This is a genomic window from Enterobacter sp. BNK-18 (genome assembly GCF_047456135.1).
GTDB classification, from domain to species: Bacteria; Pseudomonadota; Gammaproteobacteria; order Enterobacterales; family Enterobacteriaceae; genus Enterobacter; species Enterobacter ludwigii.
Genome location: NZ_CP179899.1, coordinates 230,247 through 248,321, shown reverse-complemented (window position 1 = coordinate 248,321; position 18,075 = coordinate 230,247). Strand labels below are relative to the sequence as shown.

Below are 18,075 nucleotides of genomic sequence, written 5' to 3'. Positions count from 1 at the left end.
AATGTGTTCGCAGGTGTTATGGATAAATCAACGTAAACCAGACATCTGACTGAATATTGCCTGGCACGAGGTGTTCGGAAATAGCCCGATAGCGGGCGCTAAAATGAAACGCAAGCTCACTGGTATTCACCGGCAACCAGCTGACGGCCGTTGCGTTCGGGATAATCTGACGTTGTTGTTCGTCAAAAAGAGCCAGCCCGACGCCGCTGCTTATCGGTGATTCACCTGGCCGCGATGTCGCCAGAAAAACCTGCGGATCTTCTGCTGGCGTAACACCCTGAAACTGGATCCCCACGGTGCGCGAGACATCCACGCTGCAATCCAGCAGCCGCACGGTGAAGGGCACATTGACCGTGGAAAAACTGCCAACACCGGAAAATGAATTGGTTCGGTACTGCCCCATTTCGATGCGCATGTTCTGGCTGTCGGGTGCCACGGCGCAGCCGCCGTTCACCAGCTCACCTCTGAGATGAACTTTGCCGCCGTCGATCACCACGGTATGTGCTGAGGCCTGGCAGGCCATCGCAAGGGTTAACAGCAGTAGTGTTCCGGTCCTTGTCATCCTTCGTTCCTGGCCTTAGCGTATGACGGCCTCTTCCCTGAGGCCTGAACATCCCTGTGCGGAGGAATTACTCGTATTTCATTACGAAAGTGGCGTCAGCGTTTGCCTGGCCTGGCTCGGTGGTCGCAGCCGTTGATTTGTAACGCGCGGTGAAGTTCAGGGTGTTAGTCCCTTCGATCAGGTTCTGCGCGGCAGAGAAGGTTGAACCATCTGGAGTCAGGGTGGTGGATTTGCTGTCGAGGATCTCGATGCCCACGCCCTTCGCGGAGTTGTCGTTGTTACCAGAGGTTACCGCCAGCAGGGTTTTGTCGGTCGCGTCGATCTGACCGGTGAACGCAACTGCGGCCGTTTTCGCAACCAGCGGGTCACAATCATTCAGTTCAATGGTGAACGGAATATTAGAGGTGGTGTCACCCACTTTCGTGAACTTCGCGGTACGGTATTGGCCCAGGTTAACCGTCTGCTCGGAAGAATCAGTATTTACTGAACATGCAGCATTAACCAGTTCACCTTTAAAGTGTACGGTACCGCCATTTACGGTAACCGGAGTGGCTGGATCTGCTGCATTTGCGGCACCCGCAACCAGGGCCAGAGTAGCAATAACAGTAGAAGCAATGTTGCTGAGTTTCATGTCTATTCCTTTAAAATGTAAATAACCCTTCCCGCGAATAATCGGGAATAAGAAATACGTTCAATTGATTAATTGAAAGCTTATTTCGGAGGAGACAAAGTAGCTCATGAATGTATTTTAAAATATGTCAAAACGCTGTCATTTCGCCAGGTCACATCCTAATCCTGCCTAAGAAATTGACCATCCCCTCAGAAGGGTTTTTACGGCCTCCTGATGAAAACTCGCAAAGGGTGACTGACAGCGGCGCTCGCTTCTGACAAAATACAGGCAATCCCCCCTTTCAAACGTTACAGACGGAATCTTCTCTCTGATGGCAGCAAAGATTATTGACGGTAAAACGATTGCGCAGCAGGTGCGCTCTGAGGTCGCGGAAAAAGTGAAGGCGCGTAAAGCTGCCGGAAAACGCGCCCCCGGGCTAGCCGTTGTGCTGGTCGGCAGCAACCCGGCATCGCAGATTTATGTCGGCAGCAAACGCAAAGCGTGTGAAGAGGTGGGGTTCGTCTCCCGCTCTTACGATTTGCCGGAAACCACCAGCGAAGCAGAGCTGCTGGAACTTATTGATACCCTGAATGCCGACAACGCGATCGACGGTATTCTGGTTCAGCTGCCGCTGCCAGCCGGCATCGACAACGTGAAGGTGCTGGAACGTATCGCCCCCGACAAAGACGTCGACGGTTTCCACCCGTACAACGTGGGCCGTCTGTGCCAGCGCGCCCCGCGTCTGCGTCCGTGCACGCCGCGCGGTATCGTTACGCTGCTGGAGCGTTATAACATCGATACCTACGGTCTGAACGCCGTGGTCATTGGCGCATCAAACATTGTCGGCCGTCCGATGAGCATGGAGCTGCTGCTCGCTGGTTGCACCACCACCGTGACCCACCGCTTCACCAAAAATCTGCGTCATCACGTAGAAAACGCCGATCTGCTGATCGTGGCGGTCGGGAAGCCGGGCTTTATTCCGGGTGAATGGATTAAAGAAGGCGCGATCGTTGTGGACGTCGGTATTAACCGTCTGGAAAACGGGAAAGTGGTCGGTGACGTGGTTTACGAAGATGCTGCGGCTCGCGCCTCTTACATTACCCCAGTTCCGGGCGGCGTAGGCCCGATGACCGTTGCCACACTGATTCAGAATACTTTGCAGGCATGCGAAGAGTACCACGACGTAGAGGACGCGTAAGATGGCCACATTTTCATTAGGTAAACACCCGCACGTTGAGCTGTGCGATCTGCTGAAGCTGGAAGGCTGGACCGAAAGCGGCGCGCAGGCCAAAATCGCCATTGCCGACGGGCTTGTTAAGGTGGACGGCGCAGTGGAAACCCGCAAGCGCTGCAAAATTGTCGCGGGTCAGACCGTGAGCTTTGAAGGGCAAACCGTGACGGTGACCGCCTGATGCTCTCCCCCTCTCCCGTCGGGAGAGGGAACCCACATTTCCCCACACCCATCACGGTTAATTATCGATCGACTTCAAATAATCACTATTTCATCTGTTGAAAAGTGAAAATTCTGTTGCGCGTTTTTCACTCTTTCCCCACGATAAGTAGAACGTTCTACTAAAACGTTCTACTTACAATAACAGCGCAAAAAAAAGCGCTACTCGGGGGAAATCAGCATGAGTCTGATATCAGGGTTTGTTAAATCGCTCTCTAAATTATCGATGATTGGTCGCGCGTTAATGCTGCCAATTTCACTGCTTCCCGCTGCGGGCCTGCTGCTGGCCTTTGGCGATAAGTTTCACCTGCCGCTGATGATGAACGCGGGCGGGGTTATCTTTGATAACCTGCCGATGCTGTTTGCCATTGGTTCCGCCGTGGGGCTGGCATCCGAGTCCGGCATTGCCGCGCTCTCGGCGGCGGTCTCGGTGTTTGTCACCAACATCACCATCAGCACCGTCTTGAGCATCACGCCGGAAATGGCGTCTCAGGGCGGCAAATACGCGATGGTGGTCGGCATCCCGACGTTGCAGATGGGCGTCTTCGGCGGCCTGATCTGCGGTATTCTCGCCGCCTGGTGCTATAACCGTTTCCACACCCTGCAGCTGCCAGAGTTCCTCGGGTTCTTCTCCGGGAAACGCTTTGTGGCGATTGCGACAGCGTTTCTCTCTTTCCTGCTCGGCCTGCTGTTGCCGTATGTCTGGCAGCATATCCAGGCGGGCATCGATGCGCTCTCCGTGGTGGTTAATGGCGATAATCAGGCAGCCTCGACCTTTATCTTCGGTCTGGTGGAACGTGCGCTGATCCCACTCGGCCTGCACCACATCTGGTATCCCTCTTTCTGGTATTCGTTTGGGGATTACACCACCCAGGCCGGTCAGGTGATTCACGGCGACCAGACCATCTGGTTTAAGATGCTCGAAGAAGGGGTCAAATCCTTCAGCAGTGACAGCTACCAGAACGCCGGTAAGTTCATGCAGGGTGAATTCCCGCTGATGCTGTTCGCGCTGCCTGCGGCGTGTCTGGCGATGTACCACGAAGCGCACACCAAAAATAAGAAAATCGCGGCCGGTATTTTGTTCTCTGCGGCGCTCACCTGCTTCCTGACGGGGATCACCGAGCCGGTTGAATTTACCTTTATCTTCGTCGCCCCTATTCTGTACGTCTTTAACGCCATCATGGCCGGTCTGGCGTACATGACCATGTATCTGCTGCATGCGCATATCGCCAAGTCGTTCTCTGCGGGCTTTATCGACTACCTCTCGTTCGGGATCCTGCCGTCATTTAACGGCTACAAAACCAACTTCCTGAACGCCATTATTATCGGCATTCCGATGGGCCTGATTTACTACTTCACGTTCCGCTTTGTGATCCGTCGTTTCGACGTGAAAACGCCGGGCCGTACAGAAGTGACCGCCAGTGCGGACGATAAGTCAGATTCAGAACTCGCTACAGAGATCATCAACCTGCTGGGCGGCGCGCACAACATCGACTCCGTCGGCTCCTGCATCACCCGTCTGCGCCTGGAAGTGGCAAAAAGTGAAGCGGTTGATAAGGACGGTCTGAACGGCCTTGGCGCCCGCGGCGTAGTGTTCGTCGGTGATAACGGTATTCAGGTGATTTTCGGTGCCAGAGCACAGTTTATCGCCCAGACCATGTCCACCATGATTGGCAAATAATAAGATGCCTGAACGACACGTCTCCTGTACGCTGGGGGACGTTGTCTTATCTGGCTGATAATCGGTAAATTTCAGGGAGCGGTTTTGAAGAAAGTCAGCATCATTGATGTCGCAAAGCATGCGGGCGTTTCGGTCTCCACCGTGTCGCTGGTGCTGCGCCAGAAAGGGAAGATTTCAGACGCAACGATCGCGAAGGTCAATGCTGCCATCACTACGCTGGGCTATGTTCACAACGTCGCCGCTGCCAACCTCCGCGCCAACACCTCCAACCTGATCGGCCTGATCCTGCGCGACTTTAGCGACAGCTTTTCCATCAAGGTGATGGCGAGCATCGTCCAGGAGCTGGAGAGACAGGGGTATATGGTTTTCCTCGGCCAGCCGCTGAACGACCATGAACATCTTGAGCGCTGCCTGCTGTCGTTTAAACAGCAAGGGGTCGCCGGCGTTATCTATCTGGCCTCTGACACCCGGGCATCCTCGCTGCCGGAACACATACGCCAGTGCCCGCTGCCGCTGGTGGTGGTCTCTCAGTCCCTGCTGGATGAAAAATGCAATCTGGTGATGCGCGACAATCGCCAGGCGGCGAACCTTGCCGCGCGTTATCTTATCGAGCGCGGACACCGCAACATTGCCTACATTGGGGGTCGTGAAGGCTGCCTTATCCGCGAGCAGCGTCTGCTCGGCTTTCGCAGCGCGATGACCCAGAACGGCCTGGTCTGGCGTGAGGAATACTCGCCTGCGTGTAGCGATGACACGCTGGCCGCAGGTTTCGCCACCCGCCAGCTGCTGGAAAAAAACAACACCATTACCGCCCTGCTCTGCCACTCGCCGGATGCGATGATCGGCTCCATCTCCGGCATTCATCAGGTGGGGCGCACCGTGGGGAAAGATGTGTTTCTCACCCAGCAGGTCGCGCTGGTCGGTTTTGAAGATATGCTGCACGTGAACCTGACGTCTCCCTCGTTTACCTACGTTTCCTCCGCCAGTGAGGAGACGGGGCGTCAGGCGGTGGGGTTGATCATCCGCAAGCTAAAAGAGCCGGATCTGCAAACACAGCGTATCACCCTTTCCGGGCAGCTTATTGCCCGGGAATCGGCGTAAATAAGACGCTAACACCATCCTCATTGCGCCCATTCGCTGCTATATTTCCCTGCTTTGCCATGGATAATCGCAATGCCTACCGTTATCACCCACGCTGCAGTGCCTTTGTGTCTGGGTTTAGGCCTGGGAAGTAAAATCATCCCTCCCCGCCTGCTGTTTGCCGGCGTCGTCCTCGCCATGCTGCCGGACGCCGACGTGCTGGCGTTTAAGTTCGGCGTTGCCTACGGCAATGTGTTCGGCCACCGCGGCTTTACCCATTCCCTGCTGTTTGCCTTTGTGGTGCCGATACTTTGCGTACTGATGGGCCGACGATGGTTTCGGGCAAGTCTGACCCGCTGCTGGCTGTTCTTAACCGTGTCTCTGCTGTCGCACAGCTTGCTGGATTCCATCACCACCGGTGGGAAAGGCGTCGGCTGGCTGTGGCCGTGGTCAGATGAACGGTTCTTTGCACCGTGGCAGGTCATTAAGGTCGCGCCGTTTGCGCTGTCACGCTATACCACGCCCTACGGGCATCAGGTGATTATGTCGGAACTGCTGTGGGTGTGGCTGCCAGGGGTCGTGCTGATGGGGCTGTTGTGGTGGAAGCGGAGGTAAAAGCAAAACGGCAACCCAGTTGCCGTTTTAGTGTTTGCACCCTTTCCCGGTGGGAGAGGGCATCAGCGCGCACCAGAATTATTTCCGACGCCAGGTGGTTCCCTGCGGGCCATCTTCCAGAATGATGCCCATTTCCGTCAGACGGTTACGCGCGGCATCTGCTGCCGCCCAGTCTTTCGCCTGACGCGCTTCCAGACGCGCGTTGATAAGTTGCTCAATCTCCGCCACTTCGCTATCGTCCGCCTGTGCACCGCTTTGCAGGAACAGATCCGGTTCCTGCTCCAGCAGACCCAGTACCGAAGAGAGCTTACGCAGATGGGAGGCCAATGCATTCGCTGCCGCCATATCTTCTGACTTCAGACGGTTAACTTCACGCGCCATATCAAACAGCACGGAGTAGGCTTCCGGCGTGTTGAAGTCATCGTTCATCACGTCAATAAAGCGCGCTTCAAATGCCTCACCGCCTGCCGCGGGTACAGATTTATCGGTACCGCGCAGGGCAGTGTACAGACGCTCCAGCGCCGCACGCGCCTGTTTCAGGTTCTCTTCGCTGTAGTTCAGCTGGCTGCGATAGTGACCAGACATCAGGAAGTAGCGCACGGTTTCCGCATCGTAATATTTCAGCACGTCGCGCACGGTGAAGAAGTTGCCCAGAGATTTAGACATCTTCTCACGGTCAACCATCACCATCCCGGAGTGCATCCAGTAGTTCACGTACTCGCCACCATGCGCACAGGTTGACTGTGCAATTTCGTTTTCATGGTGCGGGAACATCAGATCCGAACCGCCACCGTGAATATCGAAATGTTTGCCCAGCTGTTTGCAGTTCATCGCCGAGCACTCAATGTGCCAGCCAGGACGCCCTTCGCCCCACGGGGAAGGCCAGCTTGGTTCGCCCTCTTTGGACATCTTCCACAGCACGAAGTCCATCGGGTTACGCTTCACGTCCACCACATCAACGCGCGCACCGGCCTGCAGCTGATCCAGATCCTGACGGGAAAGCTGACCGTAGGTAGGGTCAGTCGGCACGGAGAACATCACGTCACCGTTATCGGCCACATAGGCGTGACCACGTTCGATCAGCTTTTCGGTGATGTCGATAATTTCGTGGATATGGTGGGTGGCACGCGGCTCGCTGTCCGGACGCTGAATATTCAGGGCGTCGAAATCTTTGTGCATTTCCGCGATCATACGATCCACCAGCGCAACAAAGCTTTCGCCATTTTCGTTCGCGCGCTTGATGATTTTGTCGTCGATGTCGGTGATGTTACGCACGTATTTCAGGTTGTAGCCCAGAAAACGCAGGTAGCGCGAGACAACGTCGAATGCAACAAAGGTACGGCCATGGCCGATATGACAGAGATCGTAAACCGTAATACCACACACGTACATGCCGACTTCCCCGGCATGGATAGGTTTAAATTCCTCTTTTTGGCGCGTCATTGTATTAAAGATTTTTAACATCGAAGATTCCATGTAAACACGTGTGTGGTTGAAAACCGGTTATTCTACCTGTAATTCAAACCTGAAGCAGCACACAATGCAAGGTGATCGCATCCTGTGGTTATGCTATAACAAGCCCCTATAGATGACCCAAACGCGGGTCGACGTACCACAATAACGGAACAGGATGCAAAAATGGTTACTTTCCACACTAATCATGGCGATATCGTAATCAAAACCTTTGATGACAAAGCGCCTGAAACAGTTAAAAACTTCCTGGACTACTGCCGCGAAGGTTTCTACAACAACACTATTTTCCACCGCGTGATCAACGGCTTTATGATCCAGGGCGGCGGTTTCGAACCTGGCATGAACCAGAAAGCGACGAAAGAAGCGATCAAAAACGAAGCGAACAACGGTCTGAAAAACACCCGTGGTACGCTGGCGATGGCGCGTACGCAGGCTCCTCACTCTGCAACAGCCCAGTTCTTCATCAACGTTGCTGACAACGACTTCCTGAACTTCTCCGGCGAAAGCCTGCAGGGTTGGGGCTACTGCGTCTTCGCAGAAGTGGTTGAAGGTATGGACGTAGTCGACAAAATCAAAGCCGTGGCGACCGGCCGCAGCGGCATGCATCAGGACGTTCCAAAAGAAGACGTCGTGATTAACAGCGTGACCGTCAGCGAGTAATTCGTGGCGACACTCTTTATTGCAGATTTGCACCTGCAAACAGAAGAACCGGCGATCACCGCCGGTTTTCTGCGTTTTTTACGCGGTGAAGCGAAAAGTGCCGATGCACTTTACATTCTGGGTGACCTGTTTGAAGCCTGGATTGGCGACGACGATCCCAACCCGCTGCACCGTGAGATGGCGGCTGCCATTAAAACGCTGGTCGATTCCGGCGTCCCCTGCTTCTTTATCCACGGCAACCGTGATTTCCTGCTCGGCAAGCGCTACGCCCGCGAAAGCGGCATGACGCTGCTGCCGGAAGAGCGGGTGCTCGACCTTTATGGCCGAAAGGTGTTAATCATGCACGGTGACACACTCTGCACTGACGACACCGGCTATCAGGCGTTTCGCGCTAAGGTTCATACCCCGTGGATCCAAAAACTATTCCTGGCTCTGCCGCTGTTTATCCGCAAGCGGATCGCAGCCAGAATGCGTGCCGACAGTAAGGCCGCCAACAGCGGCAAATCCATGGCCATTATGGACGTTAATCCCCAGGCGGTAGTCAGGGTCATGGAAAAACACCGCGTTCAGTGGTTGATCCACGGTCATACTCATCGTCCCGATGTGCATACCCTTACCGCCAACGGCGAAGCGGCCCACCGCGTCGTCCTGGGGGCCTGGCACAGCGAAGGTTCTATGGTCAGCGTCACGCCTGACGGTGTGGAACTGATCGCTTTCCCGTTTTAACCCGCCAAAAAATCATTCTATTTTTTTGAACAATATCGGCAAATTGTTTCGATTTTAATCAGCCCGTGGTCGGCCTACTATTTATCACATCAGGGCAGCACGCCCTATCCCAGATAAAACATTTAAGGAATACGACCATGAAATCCATCAAAACTTTCGTTGCTGTTGCCGCACTCTCTCTGTTCTCTTTCGGTTCTTTTGCTCAGAGCGTCAGCGCCACTGCCTCTACCCTTGACCGCGCAGAAGCGAAAATTGCCGCTCAGGCTGCTGAACAGGGCGCGTCTTACAAAATCACCAGCGCTCAGTTTAACAACCGCGTTCACATGACGGCAGAACTGACTAAATAAGACGTCTGCTGACCGTGCCGCCCGTCAAAAGCACATCAAAGCACATCGATGCCTGATAAAACAGACCGCCAGAACGCGGTCTGTTTTGTTATCTCCTGAGGGCCACAACGGCTCAGTTTTTAACCGCGCAACCGTTTTCCTTGCCCCTATTACATGCTATTCTCTGTGCCCTCGAAAGCAGTGTGTTTCGCACCACAGGAGTTTTAAGACGCATGTCTTCCCGCAATAATCCGGCGCGTGTCGCCATCGTGATGGGGTCCAAAAGCGACTGGGCTACCATGCAGTTCACCGCCGAAATCTTTGAAATCCTGAATGTTCCGCACCACGTTGAAGTGGTCTCCGCACACCGTACACCGGACAAACTGTTCAGCTTCGCCGAAAGCGCCGAAGAGAAGGGTTATGAGGTGATCATTGCCGGTGCGGGCGGCGCAGCACATCTGCCAGGCATGATTGCCGCCAAAACGCTGGTACCGGTTCTGGGTGTTCCGGTGCAAAGCGCTGCGTTAAGTGGTGTCGATAGCCTCTATTCCATCGTTCAGATGCCGCGTGGCATTCCGGTCGGCACGCTGGCCATTGGTAAAGCGGGCGCTGCCAACGCTGCCCTGCTCGCCGCGCAGATCCTGGCGACTCACGATAAAGCGTTACATCAGCGTCTGGCGGACTGGCGTAAAGCTCAGACCGACGAGGTGCTGGACAATCCGGACCCGCGGGGTGCGGCATGAAGCAGGTATGCGTCCTCGGTAATGGTCAGTTAGGCCGTATGCTGCGTCAGGCCGGTGAGCCGCTGGGTATTGCCGTCTGGCCCGTCGGGCTGGATGACGAACCGGAAGCCGTGCCGTTTCACCAGAGTGTGATCACCGCGGAGATTGAACGCTGGCCACAAACGGCCCTGACCCGCGAGCTGGCGCGTCATAATGCCTTCGTTAACCGCGACGTCTTTCCCATTATTGCTGACCGTCTGACGCAAAAGCAGCTGTTCGATAAGCTCGGGCTGCCGACTGCGCCGTGGCAGCTGTTGTCCGATAAAAGCGAGTGGAAGGATGTTTTTGCAATGCTGGGCGAGCTGGCAATTGTGAAGCGTCGCGTCGGCGGGTACGACGGTCGTGGACAGTGGCGTCTGCGCGCCGATGACACTCACGAGCTGCCGGACGATTGCTACGGGGAGTGCATCGTTGAGCAGGGCATTAACTTCAGCGGTGAAGTCTCTCTGGTGGGCGCTCGCGGGCAGGACGGCCATACCGTTTTTTATCCGCTGACGCATAACCTGCATCAGGACGGGATCCTGCGTACCAGCGTTGCATTCCCGCAGGCCAGTGCTGAACAGCAGGCGCAGGCAGAAGAGATGCTCTCTGCCATCATGCACGAACTCGGTTACGTGGGCGTCATGGCGATGGAGTGTTTTGTCACGCCGTCCGGTCTGCTGATTAACGAACTGGCACCGCGCGTTCACAACAGCGGTCACTGGACCCAAAACGGGGCGTCCATCAGCCAGTTCGAGCTGCACCTGCGCGCCATCACTGACCTGCCGCTGCCGCAGCCGGTGGTGAACAGCCCGTCGGTGATGATCAACCTGATCGGTACCGATCTGAACTACGACTGGCTCAAGCTGCCGCTGGTGCATCTGCACTGGTATGACAAAGAGGTGCGTTCGGGTCGTAAGGTCGGTCACCTGAACCTGAACGATACCGACACCGATCGTCTGAGCGCCACGCTGGAAGCGATTATTCCTCTCCTGCCGCCGGAATACGCGAGCGGAATTATCTGGGCGCAATCAAAGCTTAAGTAATACTCCTCTGCCGGGGAGTTGACCTTCCCCCTCCCCGGCGTACAATCCCCGCCCATTGCAGCTTAGTTTTCTTCTGGAAAAACCATGAACGATGGAACGGACTATCGCGCGATCCTCGCATCCGATACTCCTTTAATCGACGTTCGCGCGCCGATCGAATTCGCCCAGGGCGCGATGCCTGCGGCAATCAACCTGCCTCTGATGAACGATGATGAACGCGCCGCCGTCGGTACCTGCTATAAACGCCAGGGGCCGGACGCTGCGCTTGCTCTCGGCCATAGCCTGGTCGCAGGCAGTACCCGTGAGATGCGCATTAACGCATGGCGCGAAGCCTGCCTCTCCCACCCCACCGGCTACCTCTGCTGCGCGCGTGGCGGTCAACGCTCGCATATCACTCAGGCCTGGTTGAAAGCGCGCGGCGTGGATTACCCGCTGATCGCAGGCGGCTATAAAGCGCTGCGTCAGACCGCGATTGAGGTAACCGCTGAGCAGGTGCAAAAACCGATGGTGCTGATCGGCGGCTGTACCGGGAGCGGCAAAACGTTGCTGGTGAAACAGCACGCGCAGGGCGTGGATCTGGAAGGGCTGGCACACCATCGCGGCTCGTCGTTTGGCCGCACGCTTACACCACAGCTTTCGCAGGCGAGCTTCGAAAACCAGCTCGCCGTCGTGCTGTTGAAAAAAGAGGCCGCACGCTGGGTGCTGGAGGATGAAGGGCGGATGATTGGCTCCAACCACCTGCCGGAATGCCTGCGAGACCGCATGGTTCAGGCACCTGTTGTGGTGGTAGAAGACCCGTTTGATGTCCGTCTTGAACGCCTGCGTGAAGAGTATTTCGACCATATGTGGGCGGATTTTTCTGCTGCCTTTGGCGAAGAGGCGGGCTGGAAAGCGTACAGCGAATACCTGCACCACGGCCTGTTTGCCATTCGCCGCCGTCTGGGGCTGCAACGCTTTGCAGACTTTACGGCGCTGCTGGATTCCGCCCTGCAGGAGCAACAACGTTCTGGCAGCACCGACGCGCATTTGCGCTGGCTTGCCCCGCTGCTGAACGACTATTACGACCCGATGTACACCTGGCAGCTGGCAAAAAAAGCGGAGAAGATTGTGTTTCGCGGAACGTTTGAGGACGTGGCTGACTGGCTCAATCGCTGAATCACGCGCAAAAAAAACGGCAACCCAGGGTTGCCGTTTTCATATCGGGGTGACTTCCCTGCTGACTGAACTTAGAAGTCGTAACGCAGACGCACCAGGTTCATGTCGCCCAGGTTATCCGTGCTGGAGGTGAACACGTGTTCGTAATCAACACGGAAACCGTAGTCCAGCTGGACGCTAACACCCACGCCGTTATCGATACGCTGGTAGTTACGACCATTCACGTACTCAATACGGTCACCCATGAAGTAAGGCTGGATGGATTTCACCGCATACTGATCGATTGGGAATTTGTACCCTGCGAAGTATTCAATACCCCATGCATCACCGGCAAAGTAGTTGTCAGTAGACACTTTTTTGGTGGTCAGGAAGTTCTGGTACCAGCCGCCGCCAGCCGAGAAGGTCCAGTTATCCGGCGTCCAGCTCAGCGCGGTACCGAGGATATTCTGGTCGTAAGATTTGCTGTCGCCGTTGTCCGGGTTACGCATGTCCGCGCGGGTGTAGTTCCACGCTGCGCCCCAGGTCAGATCGGTGGTCAGGTGGTAATCCAGACCCAGTGAACCGCCGCCTTTACGTTTGTAACGCAGGCCATTGCCCGGCAGGTATTCGCTGTCTTCAAACAGGTAGGATGCATAGATATCCGCATCGCCTACGGTTTTCTTATATTTCAGCATTTTGCGTGAACGATAAGAGCCGTCGTAGTCACCGTTGATCCCGTTACCTGGAGCCTGACCAATCATGTCGTAGTCCCAGATATCGGTTTTCACGCCAACCACATCATAGTAAACGCTGTTCTGTTGACCGAAGGTCAGCGTACCCCAGGTGTCGCTCTTCAGACCGGTGTACAGCATACGGCGAGAGGTGTCGTTAGCACCTTCAGCGTAGTGGTTATCCCAGTTGAACAGCGCCGGAATGTTCACACCCAGCTCGTAGTAACTGATCCAGCTGATGTCATCAAACAGATAGTAATCTGCTGCGAAACGGAAACGGGTGCCGCCGTCGAAGCCATTACGTTTGTAGGAGCCTTTATCGCCGTCGCCCGTCATCATGTTGAACTGAGGACGAATACTGCCGCCAACGGTAAAGTTAAGACGGCTCAGCGGGTTACCTGCCTGAGGGTCTTGTTTAAGAACCGTGATTTCCGCCTGAGATGCGAAGGAGGTCAATGCCACTGCTGCGCCAATTGTTACTGCCAGCGCTGATTTTTTTATAGTCATTATTTTTCCTTTATAGACACGCTGCTAAATATTTAGCAGGTGAATATTAACTGGAAATAATCTTGCTGTGTGCGCGGGTTTTTAATGTTTTGTGCTACTAAACGCATGGGTATTACCGATTTGTGCTGCTAAATTATTACGCACCAGCAGATAAACCGGTGCGTAATTATCACGGATTTGAACTAACTGGCAAACTGACGGAACAGCGCTTTGCCTTTTAGCAATCGCGTGCCGAGCCAGCCGCCGCACAGCGACAGCAGCACCGCACCGCAGACCGGCAGCGTGAACCACAGTCGCCAGTCAGGCTCCCACGGGAAATCGAAGACCCGGGTCTGCAGCACGGCTAACGCCGTCTCAGCCCCCATCGCCGCCACCAGACCCGAGACCAGCCCCAGCAGGGCGAACTCGCTCCACAGCGTGGTGCGCAGCAGTCGCTTGCTCGCCCCGAGCGTGCGATAGACCACCAGCTCCTGATGACGCTGCCGCATCCCGACCTGCACCTGGGCCAGCAGCAACAGTACGCCGGAGATCGTCACCAGCACCACCATAACCTCCAGTGCCCGGCTGACCTGCTCCAGCACCTGCCCGACCTGTTTAAGGATCGCGCCAATATCCAGCAGGCTGACCGTCGGAAATTCGCGGTTCAGCCGGGTCAGCATACCGTTGCCGTTTTCCCAGCGGAAACTGGTGAGCCAGCTTTGCGGCTGCCCGTCCAGTGCGCCTGCGGGGAAAATAAAGAAGAAGTTCGGCCGCAGGCTTTCCCAGTCCACCTTACGCAGGCTGGTGACCTTAGCGCTAAAGTCCTGGGTATCGCCGGTAAAGGTCACGCTGTCGCCCAGCCTGACGTTCAGGCGCGTCGCCAGCCCCTCTTCCATCGACACTTCACCCGCTTTCGGCGGCCAGCTGCCGGCGGTAATCGGGTTGTGATCTGGACGTTTCTCCTGCCAGGTCAGGTTCAGTTCGCGGTTAAGCGATTCATCCTTGTTGCCCTCCGTGGACTGGCCGTTGATCTGCGTCAGACGCGCACGGACGATGGGGTAGAACGACTCCGGCACAATCTGGTGTTCCGCCAGGAACGTCTTCAGCGGTGTCACCTGCTCAGGGGCGATATTGATCAGGAAATAGTTCGGGCTTTCCGGCGGAAGCTGCTGTTGCCAGCGATCCAGCAGATCGCCGCGCAGCACCAGCAGCAGTGCCAGCAGCATAAACGACAGCGAAAAGGCAGACAGCTGACTCAGCGTAGACCAGGGCTGGTGCAGCAGACGGTTCACCGCCAGCCGCACGGGAAGCGACTTCACCGTCAGCTTTTTAAGCACATTAAGGAGCACCCAGCCGACCACACCACACAGCAGCGCCAGCACCACCGCCCCGGCCAGTACGGCCCACAGCAGCGTGCTGCCGCCCATCAGCCAGGCCAACAACCCAACCGACACCGCAACAATGACAGGAAGATAGAACTTCAGCGGCCAGACGTTGGCCACCACGTCACGGCGCAGCACGCGCAGCGGCTGCGTCGCTAGCAACAGCCGGTACGGGCGAAGCCCCACCAGCACCGAGATCACCATCATCGCGCCAATCGCCCACAGCCACGGCCAGAGGCTGGCCGGTGGAAGTGCGGCAGGCAGTACCGGTTTCAGCATGACCATCAGCAGCTTTTCAAACAGCAGCCCCATCGCCCCACCGGTGAGTGCTGACAACACCAGCAGCATCAGCCACTGGCCGACAATCAGCTTACGCAGCTGGGCGCTGCCCGCGCCAAGGGTCTTGAGGATCGCCACCAGATCGTATCGGCTGCGGCAGTAGTGCCCCATGGCCACCGCCACCGCCGCCACGGCCAACAGCAGGGTTAACAGCGCTGAAAGCAGCAGGAACTGCTGAGACCGTTCGAGAGATTTACCAAGCGCCCCTTCGTCCTGCTCCAGTCCGTACCAGCGGTGCTCCGGTTTTAACTGCGGCAGCAGCCATTTTTCATACGTGTCAAGCTGGGCGGGCGTTCCCGCAAACTTATAGCGCCAGGTGACGCGGCTTCCCGGCTGCACGGCATGGGTATTCGCCACATCAGCGGTATTCATCAGCAAGCGCGGGGCAAGCTGGAACGGGTTAAAGCCGGAGTCAGGTTCCTGAATCACTTCCCCGGCGATACGGAGCGTGGCGTCACCCACGTCGATGCTGTCACCCGTTTTCAGGTTCAGCAGCGCCATTAAACGTGGCGCCAGCAGCACCGTGCCCGGTTTCGGCTTTAACCCAGGCGGGCTGGTCTGCAGTTCACCGTACAGCGGGTAAAGGTCGTCGACGGCTTTGACGCTCGCCAGCTGCGGCGTATCGCCGGCAAAGGTCATGGTCTGAAAGCTCAGCTGTTCCCCCACCTTCAGCCCACGCTTACGCGCCTCCTCAAGCCAGCCCGGCGGGACGGGACGCGAGCTTTGCAGCGCCCTGTCTCCGGCCATAAACTCGCGGCTTTGCTGGCTTAACCCTTTCTCCATGCGATCGCTGACGCTGCCCAACGCCAGCACGCAGGCTACCGCCAGGCTTAACGCCATCCAGACAATCAACAGCGTGGGCGAGCGCCATTCGCGCCAGAACCAGCGGGCAATCATGCTTCCTCCTGCAGTTCACCGTTAACCAGCCGCAGGCGACGGTCGCAGCGGGCAGCCAGTTGCGGATCGTGGGTCACCAGAATCAGCGTGGTCCCGTGTTCGCGGTTGAGCGAAAACAGCAGGTCGGCAATTTTATCCCCGGTCTTTCGGTCGAGGTTTCCGGTAGGCTCATCCGCAAACAGCACGTCCGGGCGGCCGTTAAACGCCCGGGCCAGGGCCACACGCTGTTGCTCCCCGCCGGAAAGCTGTGCCGGAAGATGGTCGAGGCGTTTGCCAAGCCCAAGCTGCTCCAGCAATGCCTTCGCGTGGGCGCGGCTTTCACGGCTGTTACCGCCGCGCAGCAGTGCCGGCAGTTCAACGTTTTCCAGCGCATTGAGCGTCGGGATCAGCATGAAGGACTGAAAGACAAACCCGATATGACGTGCGCGGAGCGCGGCACGCGCCTCTTCATCAAGCTGATGCAGCGGTTGCCCGACCAGGTTGACCTCTCCACTGCTGCCGTCGTCCAGACCGGCTAAAATGGCCAGCAGCGTGGACTTCCCGGAGCCGGACTCGCCAATCAGCGCAATGGTTTCGGCGCGTTTGACAACGAGTTCAACTCCGGTGAGGATGGAAAGCTCGTGTTCCCCCTGACCGACGGACTTCTTAAGACGATGAACTTCAACAATGTTTTCCGCTGGCATTTGCCCTTCCTGTTTTTAATCCTGATGACCTTCCGCGCGGCGGCAGCGGACACGTTACTGGTTCTCGGTGACAGCCTGAGTGCAGGCTATCGCATGGCGGCCAACGCGGCCTGGCCAGCTCTGCTCAATGACAAATGGCAGAGTAAGACAACGGTTATTAATGGCAGCATCAGCGGTGATACCTCGCAGCAAGGCTTGTCGCGCCTGCCAGCCTTGCTCAAACAGCATCAACCGCGATGGGTGCTGGTTGAGCTGGGCGGTAATGATGGCTTGCGTGGTTTCCAGCCTCAGCAAACGGAACAGACCCTGCGCACGATCCTTAAGGATATTAAGGCCGCGAACGCGCAACCGCTGCTGATGCAAATTCGCCTGCCCGCCAACTATGGACGTCGGTATAATGAAGCCTTTAGCGCGATCTACCCAAAGCTTGCCAACGAGTTTGATATTCCGCTGCTGCCATTTTTTATGGAAGAGGTCTATCTCAAACCCCAGTGGATGCAAGACGATGGGATCCACCCCAATCGCGATGCGCAGCCGTTTATTGCCGACTGGATGGCAACACGGCTGGCCCCTTTAGTTAAACATGACTCCTAATTCAGCGGAGATCCTGACAGGTAAAGTTATGCAAAAATCGGTCTTAATTACAGGATGTTCCAGCGGAATCGGTCTTGAAAGTGCACTCGAATTGAAGCGTCAGGGATATTGGGTACTGGCGGCCTGCCGTAAACTCGACGACGTCGAACGCATGAACGGGCTGGGCTTTACCGGTGTGTTACTGGATTTAGACTCACCGGAAAGCGTGGAACGCGCAGCCGATGAGGTGCTGGCCCTGACCGACAACCGTCTGTACGGCCTTTTTAACAATGCCGGCTACGGCGTGTATGGTCCCCTGGACACGCTCACCCGCGAACAGCTGGAAAAACAGTTTTCCACCAATTTCTTTGGCGTCCATCAGCTCACCATGCGCCTGCTCCCCGCCATGCTGCCGCACGGTGAAGGACGCATTGTGATGACCTCCTCTGTGATGGGGCTGATTTCAACCCCGGGCCGCGGGGCCTATGCCGCCAGCAAATATGCGCTGGAGGCCTGGTCCGATGCCCTGCGCATGGAATTGCGTCACAGCGGCATTAAGGTCAGCCTGATTGAGCCGGGCCCTATCCGCACCCGCTTTACGGAAAACGTTAACCAGACCCAGGCGGATAAACCGGTCGAAAACCCCGGTATCGCCGCACGCTTTACGCTCGGGCCGGAAGCAGTCGTCGCTAAAGTGCGCCATGCTTTTGAGAGCGAAAACCCAAAAATGCGCTATCCGGTGACGCTGGTAACCCATGCGGTAGGCTGGTTAAAACGCCTGCTGCCGGGCCGGATGATGGACAAAATTTTACACGGTTGAGTTGAAGCGTCGTCGCTAACCCCCATGTAAATAACAAACC

Annotated in this window: 19 protein-coding genes; 13 read left to right on the top strand and 6 right to left on the bottom strand. The window is 56.4% G+C overall.

Annotated features, from left to right (window positions below; translation table 11 throughout):
• Nucleotides 1-16: 16 nt before the first annotated feature.
• Together fimI and fimA are read right to left on the bottom strand one after the other, a co-directional pair.
• Nucleotides 17-562 carry a type 1 fimbrial protein subunit FimI gene (gene fimI, locus ACMGG3_RS01190; RefSeq protein WP_020885157.1) on the bottom strand — a complete coding sequence of 182 codons (546 nt, stop codon included), beginning with the start codon at nt 560-562 and terminating at the stop codon, nt 17-19.
• 67 nt (nt 563-629) lie between these two features.
• A complete protein-coding gene (fimA, locus tag ACMGG3_RS01185; RefSeq protein ID WP_014168946.1) occupies nt 630-1,193 on the bottom strand; it encodes a type 1 fimbrial major subunit FimA in 564 nt (187 codons plus the stop codon).
• A 310-nt stretch (nt 1,194-1,503) separates the two neighbouring features.
• Between fimA and folD the strand changes: the two genes are divergently transcribed.
• From folD to ACMGG3_RS01160, 5 genes are all read left to right on the top strand, one after another.
• Entirely contained in the window at nt 1,504-2,370 is an 867-nt protein-coding gene (folD, locus tag ACMGG3_RS01180; RefSeq protein ID WP_014168945.1) for a bifunctional methylenetetrahydrofolate dehydrogenase/methenyltetrahydrofolate cyclohydrolase FolD, read from the top strand.
• A 1-nt stretch (nt 2,371) separates the two neighbouring features.
• Nucleotides 2,372-2,584, top strand: coding sequence for a ribosome-associated protein YbcJ (ybcJ, locus tag ACMGG3_RS01175; protein WP_014168944.1), 213 nt, complete (start codon nt 2,372-2,374; stop codon nt 2,582-2,584).
• Between the two features lie 219 nt (nt 2,585-2,803).
• The gene (locus ACMGG3_RS01170) at nt 2,804-4,303 is read left to right on the top strand and encodes a PTS transporter subunit EIIC (protein ID WP_014168943.1); all 1,500 of its coding nucleotides are present in this window, start codon (nt 2,804-2,806) and stop codon (nt 4,301-4,303) included.
• Between the two features lie 84 nt (nt 4,304-4,387).
• The gene (gene malI, locus ACMGG3_RS01165) at nt 4,388-5,404 is read left to right on the top strand and encodes a Mal regulon transcriptional regulator MalI (protein WP_410375308.1); all 1,017 of its coding nucleotides are present in this window, start codon (nt 4,388-4,390) and stop codon (nt 5,402-5,404) included.
• Between the two features lie 72 nt (nt 5,405-5,476).
• Nucleotides 5,477-5,998, top strand: coding sequence for a metal-dependent hydrolase (locus ACMGG3_RS01160; RefSeq protein WP_025204825.1), 522 nt, complete (start codon nt 5,477-5,479; stop codon nt 5,996-5,998).
• Nucleotides 5,999-6,076: 78 nt separating this feature from the next.
• Here the strand turns inward: ACMGG3_RS01160 and cysS are convergent, their stop codons facing one another.
• On the bottom strand, nt 6,077-7,462 hold the full coding sequence (gene cysS, locus ACMGG3_RS01155; protein WP_020885161.1) for a cysteine--tRNA ligase: 1,386 nt from the start codon (nt 7,460-7,462) through the stop codon (nt 6,077-6,079).
• Between the two features lie 174 nt (nt 7,463-7,636).
• Between cysS and ppiB the strand changes: the two genes are divergently transcribed.
• The 6 genes from ppiB to mnmH all read left to right on the top strand — a co-directional run bounded on the left by ppiB (nt 7,637) and on the right by mnmH (nt 12,145).
• Nucleotides 7,637-8,131 (top strand): peptidylprolyl isomerase B, encoded by a 495-nt coding sequence (gene ppiB / locus ACMGG3_RS01150; RefSeq protein WP_014168939.1) that lies wholly within the window; start codon nt 7,637-7,639, stop codon nt 8,129-8,131.
• Between the two features lie 3 nt (nt 8,132-8,134).
• Nucleotides 8,135-8,857, top strand: a complete 723-nt coding sequence (gene lpxH, locus ACMGG3_RS01145; RefSeq protein ID WP_279258963.1) for a UDP-2,3-diacylglucosamine diphosphatase — start codon at nt 8,135-8,137, stop codon at nt 8,855-8,857.
• A 137-nt stretch (nt 8,858-8,994) separates the two neighbouring features.
• Nucleotides 8,995-9,204: a YdgH/BhsA/McbA-like domain containing protein gene (locus ACMGG3_RS01140; RefSeq protein WP_248048638.1), complete on the top strand. Its 210-nt coding sequence runs from the start codon at nt 8,995-8,997 to the stop codon at nt 9,202-9,204.
• 212 nt (nt 9,205-9,416) lie between these two features.
• Entirely contained in the window at nt 9,417-9,926 is a 510-nt protein-coding gene (gene purE / locus ACMGG3_RS01135) for a 5-(carboxyamino)imidazole ribonucleotide mutase (protein WP_020885164.1), read from the top strand.
• The gene (gene purK / locus ACMGG3_RS01130) at nt 9,923-10,990 is read left to right on the top strand and encodes a 5-(carboxyamino)imidazole ribonucleotide synthase (RefSeq protein ID WP_414149507.1); all 1,068 of its coding nucleotides are present in this window, start codon (nt 9,923-9,925) and stop codon (nt 10,988-10,990) included. The genes purE and purK overlap by 4 nt, the downstream gene beginning before the upstream one ends.
• A gap of 84 nt (nt 10,991-11,074) precedes the next feature.
• A complete protein-coding gene (gene mnmH, locus ACMGG3_RS01125; protein WP_014168934.1) occupies nt 11,075-12,145 on the top strand; it encodes a tRNA 2-selenouridine(34) synthase MnmH in 1,071 nt (356 codons plus the stop codon).
• Nucleotides 12,146-12,216: 71 nt separating this feature from the next.
• On the opposite strand, the gene ACMGG3_RS01120 is transcribed toward mnmH, so the two are convergent.
• From ACMGG3_RS01120 to ybbA, 3 genes are all read right to left on the bottom strand, one after another.
• Nucleotides 12,217-13,362: a porin gene (locus ACMGG3_RS01120; protein WP_014168933.1), complete on the bottom strand. Its 1,146-nt coding sequence runs from the start codon at nt 13,360-13,362 to the stop codon at nt 12,217-12,219.
• 182 nt (nt 13,363-13,544) lie between these two features.
• Nucleotides 13,545-15,959 carry a putative ABC transporter permease subunit YbbP gene (gene ybbP, locus ACMGG3_RS01115; RefSeq protein ID WP_414149506.1) on the bottom strand — a complete coding sequence of 805 codons (2,415 nt, stop codon included), beginning with the start codon at nt 15,957-15,959 and terminating at the stop codon, nt 13,545-13,547.
• Nucleotides 15,956-16,642, bottom strand: a complete 687-nt coding sequence (gene ybbA, locus ACMGG3_RS01110; protein WP_014168931.1) for a putative ABC transporter ATP-binding protein YbbA — start codon at nt 16,640-16,642, stop codon at nt 15,956-15,958. Before ybbA ends, ybbP begins: the two co-directional genes overlap by 4 nt.
• Between ybbA and tesA the strand changes: the two genes are divergently transcribed.
• Nucleotides 16,613-17,236, top strand: coding sequence for a multifunctional acyl-CoA thioesterase I/protease I/lysophospholipase L1 (tesA, locus tag ACMGG3_RS01105; protein WP_025206538.1), 624 nt, complete (start codon nt 16,613-16,615; stop codon nt 17,234-17,236). The two genes, ybbA and tesA, sit on opposite strands and share 30 nt — an antisense overlap.
• Nucleotides 17,226-18,035, top strand: coding sequence for an SDR family oxidoreductase (locus ACMGG3_RS01100; protein ID WP_131828547.1), 810 nt, complete (start codon nt 17,226-17,228; stop codon nt 18,033-18,035). The genes tesA and ACMGG3_RS01100 overlap by 11 nt, the downstream gene beginning before the upstream one ends.
• Nucleotides 18,036-18,075: the final 40 nt, after the last annotated feature.

What these genes read in the sequence shown, in the direction of transcription:
- ybcJ (WP_014168944.1), top strand. Translation starts at nt 2,372, where the DNA reads ATGGCCACATTTTCATTAGGTAAACACCCGCACGTTGAGCTGTGCGAT.
- ACMGG3_RS01170 (WP_014168943.1), top strand. Translation starts at nt 2,804, where the DNA reads ATGAGTCTGATATCAGGGTTTGTTAAATCGCTCTCTAAATTATCGATG.
- ybbA (WP_014168931.1), bottom strand. Translation starts at nt 16,642, where the DNA reads ATGCCAGCGGAAAACATTGTTGAAGTTCATCGTCTTAAGAAGTCCGTC.
- ACMGG3_RS01100 (WP_131828547.1), top strand. Translation starts at nt 17,226, where the DNA reads ATGACTCCTAATTCAGCGGAGATCCTGACAGGTAAAGTTATGCAAAAA.
- mnmH (WP_014168934.1), top strand. Translation starts at nt 11,075, where the DNA reads ATGAACGATGGAACGGACTATCGCGCGATCCTCGCATCCGATACTCCT.
- purE (WP_020885164.1), top strand. Translation starts at nt 9,417, where the DNA reads ATGTCTTCCCGCAATAATCCGGCGCGTGTCGCCATCGTGATGGGGTCC.
- cysS (WP_020885161.1), bottom strand. Translation starts at nt 7,462, where the DNA reads ATGTTAAAAATCTTTAATACAATGACGCGCCAAAAAGAGGAATTTAAA.
- fimI (WP_020885157.1), bottom strand. Translation starts at nt 562, where the DNA reads ATGACAAGGACCGGAACACTACTGCTGTTAACCCTTGCGATGGCCTGC.
- ACMGG3_RS01120 (WP_014168933.1), bottom strand. Translation starts at nt 13,362, where the DNA reads ATGACTATAAAAAAATCAGCGCTGGCAGTAACAATTGGCGCAGCAGTG.
- ACMGG3_RS01160 (WP_025204825.1), top strand. Translation starts at nt 5,477, where the DNA reads ATGCCTACCGTTATCACCCACGCTGCAGTGCCTTTGTGTCTGGGTTTA.
- tesA (WP_025206538.1), top strand. Translation starts at nt 16,613, where the DNA reads ATGAACTTCAACAATGTTTTCCGCTGGCATTTGCCCTTCCTGTTTTTA.
- ybbP (WP_414149506.1), bottom strand. Translation starts at nt 15,959, where the DNA reads ATGATTGCCCGCTGGTTCTGGCGCGAATGGCGCTCGCCCACGCTGTTG.
- ACMGG3_RS01140 (WP_248048638.1), top strand. Translation starts at nt 8,995, where the DNA reads ATGAAATCCATCAAAACTTTCGTTGCTGTTGCCGCACTCTCTCTGTTC.
- folD (WP_014168945.1), top strand. Translation starts at nt 1,504, where the DNA reads ATGGCAGCAAAGATTATTGACGGTAAAACGATTGCGCAGCAGGTGCGC.
- fimA (WP_014168946.1), bottom strand. Translation starts at nt 1,193, where the DNA reads ATGAAACTCAGCAACATTGCTTCTACTGTTATTGCTACTCTGGCCCTG.
- ppiB (WP_014168939.1), top strand. Translation starts at nt 7,637, where the DNA reads ATGGTTACTTTCCACACTAATCATGGCGATATCGTAATCAAAACCTTT.
- purK (WP_414149507.1), top strand. Translation starts at nt 9,923, where the DNA reads ATGAAGCAGGTATGCGTCCTCGGTAATGGTCAGTTAGGCCGTATGCTG.